Annotated in this window: 12 protein-coding genes; 5 read left to right on the forward strand and 7 right to left on the reverse strand. The window is 39.3% G+C overall.

What is annotated here, in order from left to right; all coding sequences use genetic code 11:
- Positions 1 to 114 precede the first annotated feature (114 nt).
- Positions 115 to 336: a hypothetical protein gene (locus B9A18_RS19280; protein WP_144009548.1), complete on the forward strand. Its 222-nt coding sequence runs from the start codon at positions 115 to 117 to the stop codon at positions 334 to 336.
- Here the strand turns inward: B9A18_RS19280 and B9A18_RS25200 are convergent, their stop codons facing one another.
- The gene (locus tag B9A18_RS25200) at positions 337 to 495 is read right to left on the reverse strand and encodes a hypothetical protein (RefSeq protein WP_159452699.1); all 159 of its coding nucleotides are present in this window, start codon (positions 493 to 495) and stop codon (positions 337 to 339) included.
- Positions 496 to 712: 217 nt separating this feature from the next.
- Between B9A18_RS25200 and B9A18_RS19285 the strand changes: the two genes are divergently transcribed.
- Positions 713 to 1,339, forward strand: coding sequence for a hypothetical protein (locus tag B9A18_RS19285; protein WP_084291182.1), 627 nt, complete (start codon positions 713 to 715; stop codon positions 1,337 to 1,339).
- Positions 1,340 to 1,343: 4 nt separating this feature from the next.
- Positions 1,344 to 2,177, forward strand: a complete 834-nt coding sequence (locus B9A18_RS19290) for a DUF3307 domain-containing protein (protein WP_084291183.1) — start codon at positions 1,344 to 1,346, stop codon at positions 2,175 to 2,177.
- Positions 2,178 to 2,227: 50 nt separating this feature from the next.
- On the opposite strand, the gene B9A18_RS19295 is transcribed toward B9A18_RS19290, so the two are convergent.
- The 6 genes from B9A18_RS19295 to B9A18_RS19320 form a co-directional block, all read right to left on the reverse strand.
- A complete protein-coding gene (locus B9A18_RS19295) occupies positions 2,228 to 3,403 on the reverse strand; it encodes a TlpA disulfide reductase family protein (RefSeq protein WP_235005384.1) in 1,176 nt (391 codons plus the stop codon).
- Between the two features lie 2 nt (positions 3,404 to 3,405).
- The gene (locus B9A18_RS19300) at positions 3,406 to 4,854 is read right to left on the reverse strand and encodes a RagB/SusD family nutrient uptake outer membrane protein (RefSeq protein WP_084291184.1); all 1,449 of its coding nucleotides are present in this window, start codon (positions 4,852 to 4,854) and stop codon (positions 3,406 to 3,408) included.
- A 30-nt stretch (positions 4,855 to 4,884) separates the two neighbouring features.
- A complete protein-coding gene (locus B9A18_RS19305; protein WP_159452700.1) occupies positions 4,885 to 8,184 on the reverse strand; it encodes a SusC/RagA family TonB-linked outer membrane protein in 3,300 nt (1,099 codons plus the stop codon).
- 288 nt (positions 8,185 to 8,472) lie between these two features.
- Positions 8,473 to 9,660 carry a FecR family protein gene (locus B9A18_RS19310; protein ID WP_084291186.1) on the reverse strand — a complete coding sequence of 396 codons (1,188 nt, stop codon included), beginning with the start codon at positions 9,658 to 9,660 and terminating at the stop codon, positions 8,473 to 8,475.
- Between the two features lie 92 nt (positions 9,661 to 9,752).
- Complete coding sequence (locus B9A18_RS19315) at positions 9,753 to 10,358, reverse strand: RNA polymerase sigma-70 factor (RefSeq protein ID WP_084291187.1); 606 nt, start codon at positions 10,356 to 10,358, stop codon at positions 9,753 to 9,755.
- A 77-nt stretch (positions 10,359 to 10,435) separates the two neighbouring features.
- Positions 10,436 to 11,206 carry an SDR family NAD(P)-dependent oxidoreductase gene (locus B9A18_RS19320; RefSeq protein ID WP_084291188.1) on the reverse strand — a complete coding sequence of 257 codons (771 nt, stop codon included), beginning with the start codon at positions 11,204 to 11,206 and terminating at the stop codon, positions 10,436 to 10,438.
- A 128-nt stretch (positions 11,207 to 11,334) separates the two neighbouring features.
- On the opposite strand from B9A18_RS19320, the gene B9A18_RS19325 reads away from it, so the two are divergent.
- Positions 11,335 to 11,520, forward strand: coding sequence for a CsbD family protein (locus B9A18_RS19325; protein WP_084291295.1), 186 nt, complete (start codon positions 11,335 to 11,337; stop codon positions 11,518 to 11,520).
- Positions 11,521 to 11,641: 121 nt separating this feature from the next.
- Positions 11,642 to 12,844 (forward strand): erythromycin esterase family protein, encoded by a 1,203-nt coding sequence (locus tag B9A18_RS19330; protein WP_084291189.1) that lies wholly within the window; start codon positions 11,642 to 11,644, stop codon positions 12,842 to 12,844.
- The last annotated feature ends 16 nt before the right edge of the window (positions 12,845 to 12,860 follow it).

Genomic DNA, 12,860 nt, shown 5'->3' on the forward strand with positions numbered 1-12,860 from the left:
AAAAATTGAACCATTTTGGCATTTAATTGTTTTTATCCCAAGCGTACAAGGTTAAAAGCATTGCTCACAATGTTTATGACGGTTTTTAGATGGAATGCATTAGGACTATTTAATATGGAAAATGAATTAGAAAATTATAACATCGACCAGTCTTTGATTATTTCAAGGATAATACGAATTGAAGCGATGCTCGAAACTTCTATCAGTATGCAGGCTCAAATATTAGCTAATTTGGAAGGTAAAGAGAAAAAAGTAATTCAAGATAATGCATCAAATTTAACAAAGGAAACCACACTCGTAATTATGGATTTTCTGAAGAATTATCCTTACAAATAACTAAACACCCTCATTGTCATGTTTTTCGGGATCAATTTCCGACTTCTTGATCTCCTCTTCCATATTTTTCTGATTTTTCCTGTTGTTACTGAACAGGAAAAAGATCAGCAATATCAATAGCACAACAATCACGCCCTCAACTATGTTGTTAGTTTCCATAGATGCCTGCTTTAATTAAATAGTATTTTAAAAACAAGGTTAATCCTGAATTGATTGGAATTATTAATAAAATGACATACCTCTCATATAGAAGGAAAGCCCTATTCAGTATGATTATAGAACCAAACCTCTATAATTATTAATTATAGAATATAACATCTATAATTTGCATATATAGAACAAACACTCTATACTTGTAGAGGATTAGGCAAACGTTATGAAAACACTAGCTGTAATAACAGGAGATATTATAAACTTCACAAAACTACCCGCTGAGCGTAGAAAAGCACTTATTGAAGACACAGAATACCTATTGAAGAACTGGATTAGCAAAAAAGCGAATGCAGAGATCTTCAGAGGCGACAGCTACCAGGTATTGTTTGAAGATGCATTATCTGCCATAACCAAAAGTATTCAGCTAGTTTGCTGGTTCAAAAAACATTCTGACGAAGAGAATAGTATTTATCTAAGTACAAGAATTTCCATAGGGATAGGCGAAGTCTCCTACCATGGTAAGAACGTATTAAATTCTGACGGAGAAGCCTTTCACCTTTCGGGAAGAAATTTCGATGCTATGAAAGAGGATCAATATCTTTCTATCCACACTAAGGATCCACAAAAGAATGCGACCATTGAAATAATACTTAACTTCGTTAATAAATATTTAGGGAACTGGAACAAAGGACAAGCAGAAGTAATATTCTGGCAGCTTGAAGGTAAAAACCAACAAGAAATAGCCAAAATGCTATCCATTTCCCAGCCCTCAGTAAATAGCAGATTGAAAACAGCAGGCTGGAAAGAACTTGAACCGACCATAGCACACATTGCATCCCTAGTACAATAGACCAATGGAAATTAACCTACTACTGAGATTAGTTATCGCACACCTACTGACTGACTTTGTACTGCAACCCAAAAGCTGGGTAACAGACCGTGAAAAAAAACAAGGTAAATCAACCAAACTTTACCTGCATGTTATTGTAACTACTATTGTTGCCTATCTGTTTTCCGGTATGTACGATAATTGGATTATTCCTTTGGTCATCCTTAGCTCGCACCTTTTAATTGACTACATAAAATCAAAAGCAGATAAGGATAAATTTAGTTACTTCATCGCCGACCAGATTGCACACCTGTTTGTCATAGTCATGCTGTGGCTTTGTATTGAAAACAATTGGGGGGCCATCCAGCCATTTACCCAGCAAATCACCAATAGCTCTAAATTCTGGATCATTGCTACAGGTTACATATTTATCAGCTGGCCATTAGGGATCATTATCGGTAAAGCGACCCAGAAATGGCGTGACCAGATTACAAGAGAAAAAGTAAAGGCAGCAGAAGATCAACGGATTCAGCAAGAAATTATAGAGACGAGTAACGAAGAAGAACATATACCGGTAACGCCAGCAATACTAAAGCGTACCGAAGAACAGGAACTCGGCCTGGCTAGTGCTGGTAAATGGATTGGTATATGCGAAAGAGTATTAATTCTCACTTTCGTACTCATGTCTCAATATACCGCAATCGGGTTCCTTATGACTGCAAAATCAATCCTAAGGTTCAGTGAAAAAGAAAACAATACACAACTCAAAACAGAATATGTACTTGTAGGAACATTGGTGAGTTTTGCTTCATCAGCAATGATCGGTGTACTGATACAAATAGCTTTGACTTTCCATTAAAAAAAGTGGCATCAGTAGGATGCCACTTTTTTTAATGGAAAGTATTTCAGTTATAGCTGATTGCCAAAAATCTCTGCCAGCTTTTTATCCATTGCTGCATCATCTTCACCCCCGCCACCATAACGGCCTACAATTACACCAGTTTTGTCAATCAGGATTTTTGTAGGTAAGGTATGGATGCCATAGCGAAAGTTCAAAAATTCAGATTTCTCAATTTCACTGGCGTTCCTGTTGTAGCCGCTCAGAATATGTTTCCAGATGCCAATTTTATCCTGCTCAACTGCCTTTTTCCATGCCCCAACTGCACTGTCATCACTTGCCACCCCAATAATCTCAAAACCCTTGTCTTTATATTTATTGTATACTGCAATCAAATGCGGATTCCCTTTGCGGCAAGGCACACACCAGCTTGCCCAAAAGTCAATCATGACGTACTTTTTTCCTTTGAAATCTAAAAGTCGTATTTCTTCTCCATTGATATCCTTTGCAGTAAAAGTTGCAGCTATACTTCCAGGAGAGCCATTTTCCAGCTTTTCAATTTCTTTAGCAATATTTTTTCCATAACTGCTTTGTTTAATTCGTGGTGTCCAGCTGTTATAGATTATCTTTGCCTGGACAGCATTTAGTCCTCCTATTTTAAAACGCATCATATAAGCAGTTACATAAGAGTCAGGATGTGACACAAAAAACGCATAATCTATTTTATCCATCCTGGCATTGAATGGTTCAAACTGCTCCCTGATCTCGGCAGCTTTCTCATGATTTTTTTCCTTTCTGTAAGCCTCCAGAACAGGCTCCATTTCTTTTCTTATCGGAGCTTTGAGCTTATCCAGGGCCTTTTGTTCTTCCTGGCTCACAGAGCCTTTCATGGCAGCATTTTTGAAATCTCCTGCCCTAACACTAACAGTCATCAGCGCAGGCTCCAGGAATACGTTAGTGAAGTTAGGATCATCCATGCTCTGGCTTGTCATTTTCCCATACAGGTTGGCCACAGTGGGTTCGGCAATATGACCTTTAAATTGAAAAGTGCCCCCGATAATTCTGGCGCTGTCAAGCACAATGTTCCCCGAAGGGCCATTGTACCGCAGATACATAAATTCATAATCCTGGTTTGTTATTTTCCCTGAAAGGGTAAAAGTATCTTTTTGTTGTCCGTAACCGGCAAGGCAGCCGAACATAAGTAAACCTAAAATCAGGCTTTTTATAGTGATATAATTAGTTTTCATACTTAAGGATTTTGTTCTAAAGAATTGGTTACACCATTAACCTCATTCAATGGCAGAAAATAAACTACACGCAAATCGGTTGGCTGCACGGTAATGTTGGAACCCGGTACGCCTGCTTTACCATAGTTTCTGATCATAGGGAGGTTATTCCTGAGCAGGTCGTCTCTTCGCTGTCCGCCTTCAAAGGCAAGCTCCAGTCGGCGCTCGTCTAAAACAACCTGTAAAATACTGCTCCGGCCACGTAAGCTACCCAAGGCATATAAGTCCGTGCCTGTAAGTCCTGCCCGTCTGCGGATGGTATTTACATCATCAAGCGCCTGTTGCCCGTTTCCTAGTTTTGCATTCGCTTCGGCCCTGTTCAGATACATTTCTGCCAGACGATAAATGGCTGGCGAACTCACTTTTTCAGTGGTATTGACAGCAGGATTCTGAACAAATTTGGTAGTAAAATTCCAGGTTTCACCACTGGTTGTTTTTAATGCTTTATAAAAGTTTTTCCTCAGATCTCCAGTACCCTCGTTCAGCAAGTCCCATAAAGGCTTTGAAACTGCGGCAAACTTCTCAACCGTATAACTCTGGTTATAATAGAAAAAACCACTACCTGTCCCATCAAGGTTTTTGATGCAAAATATAGTCTCCTTGTCTACACTATGATTAGTCGAAAAATAGGTTTTGTATGCATCACCTTGGCTAAGCGAAAATTTACCTGTCATAGCAATCACCTTATCTGCATATTCTATTGCTTTTGCATTATTTCCCATATTCAGGTATAGCGACGAGAGCATAGCCTGTGCAGCGTATTTGGTAGCAAAAGCATTACTGTTATCGATAGTCATAAGCGATTCTGCCTTTAGTAAATCAGCGATCATAAAATCGTAAACCTCCTTTACTGTCTGACGTTTTGCCGGGCGCTCCAAAGTTGGAATTGGTTTCTCAATAATGACTACACCCGGATGACTTCCATTACCCTGAACATAGGGTCTTCCAAAAACCTTCACTAAGGATTGATAAGCAAATGCTCTTAAAAACAAGTTTTCTCCTTTCAATTGCAACAAAGCCGGGCTTGCATCATCAGCGATAGAAACAATTACATTGTTAACACCTCTTATTAATTTGTAAGCATTAGCATATACATCACTCGAATTACTCATGGTCGGAAAGTGATTATAGGAATAGGCACCAAACTGCCTGGTTCCACCAGGATCAAATACTGATGTAGCCTCAACGTTGTCTACCGGCGATTCCGTCAGGTGAAAATACGCTGTCATGTAATTAATGTAATTGAGCAGACTATAATTGCCGCTGGTGGCCAGGCGAAGATTGCCCTCACCGGTAAGCGCTTTATCAACGTCCAGACTTGTTTCAGGTTTTAAGTCCAGCTTTTTAGAACATGCCGCTAAAAACAATAATGTTAAAAGGAGCAAACTATATTTTTGATGTTTTAATCTCATGATTGAAAATGTTTTAAATGAATTGCCAACTTATAAGTTCATACTCAGACCAAGGGTGATTTTTCTATTGATCGGATACTTGGAAGGACTTTCAGCAGTACTGCCCCCCATTTCCGGATCAAAACCTGTGTACTTGGTTATGGTAAATACATTATCTGCTGAGATATAAAATCTGGCATTCTGAATTTTCACTTTATCTGTCCATTTTGAAGGCAGGTTATAATCAAGCCTAACATTGCGGACCCTTAAAAAACTTGCATTTTCTATAAATCGTGTGGTTGTATAACCTCTGGCATCCGCATAACCGATTATAGTAGCCGCCGGTGCAAAAGCCTGGTCGCCTTTTTGCTTCCATCGTGTCTGCCCATCAGGAAGGACAACATTATTCCTGGTTTTTGAAGCACCATCCGCTTCAAATGGAATATTGAACAAACTATTCCGCAATTGGTTATCTATCTTTAAACCAGATACGAAGTTTACCAAAACACTTAAAGTAATTCCTTTATAACTTACAGAATTACTTAATCCACCCGAAAAATCAGGTTGTTGTGAATCCAGGATCTGTAAAGTCGCTTCCTTAATGTTTAAAGTTGTGCTTTTATTGCCATTGGCATCCATCTTTTCATAGGATGGTTTTCCCGTGTCGGGGTCTGCTCCCTTATAAACTATCCCATAAATGGTACCCAGCGCGTAACCAGGAGCAGTTACAAACCCGCCTGTAGTAGGTAAAACAACTGGTACATCGGTTAAGTAAAGCACCTTGTTCCGATTAAAAGCGACATTAATGCCTGTAGACCATTTCAATGCACCATTAAAGTTCAGGGAATTGACATCTACTTCAATACCCTTATTTGAAATCTTACCTATATTTTTAACTACCCCACCAACTCCACTTGTAATCGGTGCCTGAACAGTTCTCAGAATATTGGTATTCACTTTATCATAAAGATCTACAACGAGGTTTAACCTGTTCCATAGCCCAAGGTTAAGCCCTAGGTTTGTCATACGTTGCACCTCCCAGTGCAAATCGGGGTTGTCGTCATTAGGCCCTGGGATTATACCCGACTTTCCATCGTACAGCGAGGTTCCATCTACGTAATTATATATACCATAAATCGAATAAGGCCCTACGGGATCAGCATTACCGGTTGTACCATGACTCAATCTTAAACGCAGGTTGGTTAAGGTTTTGTTATTTTTTAAGAATACTTCATTACTTGCTGTCCAGGATGCACCAACAGAATAAAAATTGCCATACCTGTTATTTGCTCCGAATTTCGACGAACCATCTCTTCTAAACGAACCGGAAATAAAATATTTGTTATCGTAACTATAATTTGCTTCAGACAGGTAAGATAAAAAGGCAACCTCCGCAATGCTTTCCGAAATGCTCTGAAAAGTACCGGACGCCAGTGACGGCACTCCAGAAGTGATATTGGTTGTGCTACCTCCTGTACTTTCAGAACGGACGTTATTAAATTCAAAGCCTGCAAGGCCTTTAAATTCATGCAAACCAAACTGCTTTTTAAAAGAAACGAGGTTTGAGGTGATATAATTAATACCTTGGTTAATGGTTCGGGAATAGGATCCGCCCGGTCTGCCGGAAGCAAGATCATTCGGATCAATATAGAAACCATTCTTAAGGTTTGATAGTGTGATCCTGTTAGCCGTTGAAAAATTGAGCCATGAGTTAAAACTATAAGTGGCTTTAGCATCCAGTCCTGCAATATATAATTTGTCATATCTATAGTTTAACCCTTCCTGGGTACTATATAGAGGATTAAAAGCACCTTTACTAAACCAGGTTGCATCGTTGGTACCACCTAAGCGGTAGCTGCCATCGGCATTACGAGGATAATCCCATGGCAAAATGGTATACAAAGCTGTTCTATAATTACTAAGTCCTGAATTTATGGTAGGAGAAAAAGTTCCGTTAAAGCCGGTATTAATAGTTAATCTGGAGGTGGGTTTATATTCAGTGTTGATCCTTAAACTATACTTTTCATATTTATCGGTAACGGCTACCGGTAATTCCTTATGATAGGTACCACCTGCATAATAGCTAAATTTCTCAGAAGCGCCCATCAGCGATAAATTATAGCGCTGAATCTGACCGGTCCTGTAACCTTCACGCATCCAGTCGGTATCATGTGATAATGCGTCTTGTCTATTAGGCATCACAGTAGCTAAATATGCCTGTAACTCTGCTTCTGTTTTACCAGGATTCTGATTTCTGTAATCATTGCTGTATGCCTGATTCATTAGATCGTATCGTTCCTCACTGTTCATCAATTTGTATTTCCCGAATACAGGGTTTTCCCAACTATAATTTGATTCGAAATTTAGCTGAGGTTTTGTATTAGGTAATATTGAAGCGCCTTTAGTTGTGATTACTAAAACACCGTTGGCAGCTCTTGAACCGTATAAAGATGTTGAAGCTGCATCTTTCAACAAGGTTACTGATTCTACATCATTTGGACTTACATTACCAATATTCCCAGCATCCTGGATCAGACCGTCAATAACAATCAGTGGTTGCGTAGATGAACTTCCGCCTAATGATCCAACGCCTCTTACACTAATATTTGCTGTTGACGCAGGATCGCCTCCGGGGTTACTCACAATCATACCAGCAATTTTCCCTTGTAAATTTTGGATGATGGAAGCTGAGGTTACGTTCCTTAGTTCTTCACCTTTGAGAGTAACCAATGCACCGGTTAGTTCACTGATCTTCTTTTTACCATAACCTGTAACTACAAACTGCTCCAGCTGACTGATGTCTTCCTGTAAGGTGACATTCAATTGCTGACGACCTTTAACAGCAAACTCTTGTGTCTTAAAGCCTATCATACTGAACATAAGCACATCCGATTCCTCTACACGAATACTGTACCTTCCTTCACTGTCCGATATCACCCCCACTTTTTTGCCCTTGATAGCGATATTTACCCCAGCGACTGGCTGGTTTTTGGCATCAGTTATTCTTCCACTGAGCACAATAGCCGATACAATCATTGGTTTAAGCTGAGAAACCGAAGTGTTCTCTTTTATAAGAATAGTTTTCTGCTCTATTTTATAGGTTAAGGGCTGATTTCTAAGGCAAAACTCCATTACCTCCTGAAGGTTAGCATTATTGAAATCTACATTCAGTTTTTTAGCATCATTTACTTTCTGATTAGAATACAACACCTGGAATCCCGTCTGTTTCTCAATTTCCTGAAAAACCTGTTCGAGTGAAACATTCTTTTTAGAATAAGTAAGCCTTTGAGCAAAACCAGCGGCGCTGACCTGCATAAGACTGGCGATAAAAATAATTATGACTAGCTTCATAATTAACAATAATTTGTTAGGCTGCCACTGTCGCAACATGCCTAGGTTAAAAGCATTTATTTTCATACTTTCGTTTTGGTTAGGGTTAATACGTTTTAAGACTCTTCGCAAAATTGTTTTTAGGGGTTAACTCAGCCATTGGCCATGCGAGTGCTAGTAACACTTTCATGGCTTTTTTACTTAAAAACCCGTTGATATTAACTTCTCTTTCGTAGCGCTTTATTCATCTTCGTTTTGTTAGTTGATTATTGATCTGATTAATTAAATGGGCTGGTCAGGCCCTTTATTTTATTGCACTTTTATCGTTTTTCCTTCAATTAAAAATTTAACATCACTGGTCTCTTCCAACATTTTTAAAACAGCAGATACGTTATCAAACCTGGAAACTGAACCACTAAAAGTAGGCATGTTATCCGGATCCGTTTGATACTCAATTTGTACATCATACCACCTTGAAATTTTCCTCAGAATACTACTAAGCGGTTCATTCTTAAATCTAAACTTCCCATTCTTCCAATCCACCACAGCATTTACGTTTACCGCTTCGATGTTTATCCTATTGTCGCTGAAACTGGCTTGCTGGCCGGGCTTAACTACAACAGCCGAACCTGCAGCTATTACTTTTATGCTACCTTCAAGTAAGGTCGTATTTGTACTTGGTTCATCTGTGTATGCATTCACGTTAAAGTGCGTACCTAAAACCTGCACTTGCTGCCCATTACTTTCCACCACAAAAGGATGTGCCTTGTCTTTTGCTACTTCAAAATAAGCTTCGCCTGATAGTACCACATTACGGGTTTTAAGTTTGGTAAATGAAACCGGATATTTTAAAGATGTGGCAGCGTTTAACCAAATAAGTGTGCCATCAGGCAACCTTACCTGATAGGTTTCGCCTTTAGCGGTCGTAAGCGTATTAAAAATATTTCCCTGGTCTGTTGCCTGATCTTTTATTTCATAAACAAGCTGACCGTTTGAAGATTTGGTAATGCTTACACCTGATTCATTAACAAGGTTACCTTCTGATGCAGCAGTTAATTTAATTTTCCTGCCGTTGGCTAAAGTCAGCGTTGCACCTTGCATTCCGGGTACAACATCGTTTGCATAGTGCACCAAAGGTTTTTCTTGTTGCTGATTTAAGTAAAATAGTAATCCAGCACCAACAATTAAGATGATTGATGCGGCCGCTACAAAACGAGGCCAAAGACTTAAATGTTTACGATCACCTGCAATTGCAGTAAAACTCATTTCTGCTTTTGTGGCGAGTAAATCAGTCTCTATATCTAAATTACTCAACATCTTGCCTTGCTCCTCTAAGCTCTTTTCGTCCATTATTCTTTTAAAAATAGTGGTGTTGGCAGAAGAATTATTGATCCAGTTTTCCAGTTCCTGCACTTCTTTAACACTTAAACGGTTAGACAGATATCCTGAAATCAATCCAGCAATGCGCGACGAAATTTCTACGTTTTTCTCTTCCATTGGTTTAGTTCTCCCTGTTATTTTCACTATAACAGGAAGGCTATCCAAAATGTCAAAAAGAAAATGAAAATATTTTAATAAATCCAGAATGGCTACCGCCAGAGTGCTGACGAGAATATAGCTACCGCACAAAGATAGTCCTGATCAGACAACTTATCTTTCAGAAGGTTAAGACCACGCAACTTCTGGCTGCTAATATTACTAATGGAGATTCCTAATTCCTCTGCTATCTCTTTAGGCTTTTTACCTTCTTCAAAGGTCATGCGAATCACCTTACGACATTGCTCGGGTAAAGTATCAACCTGATCAAATATTCTAATGACCACTTCCGATTGGATCATTTTTTCAAGCGTATCCAGTTCAACATCCAGGCCTGATTTCACTAATACTTCCTGATATTTTTGTTGTACTTTTTGCTTTTCCAATTCATTAAAACATGCGTTACGCACACATGTAAACAAGAAAGACTTCAGTTTGGGGAGGCTTTCAAAATCAGATCTTCGCTCCCAGGCTTTAATCAACGCATCCTGCGCAAGATCCTTAGCTATTGACTCTTTTAGTAAAAAACGATTAGCAAATATGCAAAGTACAGGATAAAAATGTCTAAAAATCTGATTAAAGGCCTGCTCGTCACCCTGATGTACACCAGTCAACAAAGCATTTTCATTCTGGTATGAATCTAAACTCTGATTAAACATATATATAACCCACTAAAATATACTGAGAATTGAACTCAAACATAACTAAATAATTGCAATAGACAGTAAAAACGTGTTCACGAAAGTACACCGCCTTCCGGGAAACTAATACCGCTGATCTGCTCACACAAGGCAAGAAATCTGTCCTGAACGTTGGGGTCGTCTGCAGCAGATAAATAATTCACCTGATGCTGATGGTGAAAGTAGCGGCCACTTACGATGGCTTTTTCATCGTTGCTTGTTACCAACCAAACCTGCGTCTCAACTCCCCTTTCAAGGTTACCAGGAGCATCCTTCCCCCCCATTTTGGTAGGAACCCAACCTGGATCTACTGAGTTGGAAAGAATACCAGGCCACTTTCTGGCAACTGCGTTGGACAGAATCACAACATGCAACTTAGAGTCTGCATAAGTTACCCTGGGTTTATTACCCTGTAAGCCACTGAGCCTAGGGTCGCCTTGCAAATGCAGCCCGGAGCTTAAATAAACCAACCTTTTCGGCTTATGGATCAAACTCGTCAAAATATAAGATGCAATGGTATTCACGGCAAGAATCAGCGGTAAGCCGTCAATACTGAGTTCCAGGTCAGAAACCTGATAAACACCCGCATTATGAATAATGGCGTCAAAGCTTCCCATCGCATTGACATCAGCTGCTAACTTTTTCGTTTCCGCTATGCTGGACAAATCAGCAACCAAAATGTCTTCTGCGCTACTAACCGTAGCCAACGCATCTTGCGCACGTTTTTCATTACGAGCATGCAGCACCACCCGGTGTCCCTGCTTTATCAATGTAAGGGCGGCCGATTTCCCTAAACCATCAGCTGATCCGGTAATAAATATTCTCATATTGAATTCATAGATGTCTGATGACACTTTTATACAACACTGGATAATGGTTATGGTTTGCGTCCTGAGTCCCCAAAACTAAAAAGCATATGGGTTGTTCATTAACTGAACCTATTAAAAATCATATTATGGATAAGCTAGAAATTAAAGGAGCCTGGAATGAGCTTAAGGGAAAAATAAAACAAGCATATGCCGATCTGACAGATGATGACCTCACTTATGAAGAAGGAAAAGATGATGAAATGCTAGGCAAATTGCAACAAAAAACTGGCAAGAGCCGTGATGAATTAATCAAATGGATTAATAGCTTATAGTAAGAAAGGAGGTCATTTGACCTCCTTTCCGTTTTCGAGATGAGGTATTACGTTAATTTATGTTAAACTCCTGGCCCTTATCATCAACAAATACTACCTTCAAGGATAAACTACTCCTAGTATGCTCAAAAATAACCTCTTGCTATCATTTGCCTTGTTGGCCCTCGCTCCTATTAAAATCTATGCTCAGCAAAATAGCACAGCAATCGTAACGAGTCTTAACAAAGTAATCAAACCAATTCAAAGCCTTAGGGGCGACACCAGCTTTGCGGACATCCTTTTTTTAAAGGAAACATTGAAAGACAAAGAACTAATTGCATTAGGCGAGGTTACGCATGGCACTGCCGAAGTTTTCAATTACAAAGATCGCCTGATCAGATTTTTAGTCACCAATCTTGGTTACAGAAACATAGCCTTTGAGAGCGACTTTATAGCCATAGAACATATGGATAATTACATAACTGGTAAAGCCGATAGCATCATATATTTGGCTGGCACTGCGATAATGAAGAGCAACAACTCAATGATTGAATGGCTGAGGCTATACAATCGGAACAAGCCCGAGGCTGATAAAGTCCATATCTATGGCCTGGAGGTTAGAAACTATACCAACATATTTAAGAAGCTGCTGGCCGTAATCCCCCACCTTGACAAAACAGATAAAGATCTCATAGAAGCCTACCTTGCTAAACCATTTAACAGCGAACTAACCAGGCAGGAAATGAAAAGCATTAAATCAATAATATCAAAACTTCAAACCACAAAGTTATCTGACATAAACCGACATTATGTAGAAATGCTCTACCAGCTTGTTGGATATGAAGGGAAAATGTCCGTTAGGGATAGCTACATGGCTAAAAATGCTACATGGTTAAAGGAACGGGCAAGGGATAACAAGTTAATTATTTGGGCACACAATGGTCATCTCACAAAGACGGAACTTTATAATCATCCTTCCCTCGGAACCCACCTGAACAAAAAATATGGCTCGAAATACTATGTGATCGGTACCGATTTCAACTCTGGAAAAGCATACGTAAATGTATTTATAGCTAAAAACAAGCCGCTTCTGGGATTCCAGCCCTATTACTTCGGCGAACTGAAGTCGGAAAAGTGGTATGAGTATTTCTTTAACCAATGCCAATACAAAAACTTCATCTTGGACATCGATGCCGCGTCCAGTGATGCGGTGCTAGACCAATTTCTAACCAAACCACTTAGGATGAGGAGTATTGGAGCTTTAAGTTCTCCAGAAAGCAAAACATTATCCATTTCGAAGAACTACGATCTGATTGTATATTTTGATAAAACCACCAGCATTTAAGCAAATAGGCAATACA

It is taken from the genome of Pedobacter nyackensis, assembly GCF_900176505.1.
Classification (GTDB): Bacteria; Bacteroidota; Bacteroidia; order Sphingobacteriales; family Sphingobacteriaceae; genus Pedobacter; species Pedobacter nyackensis.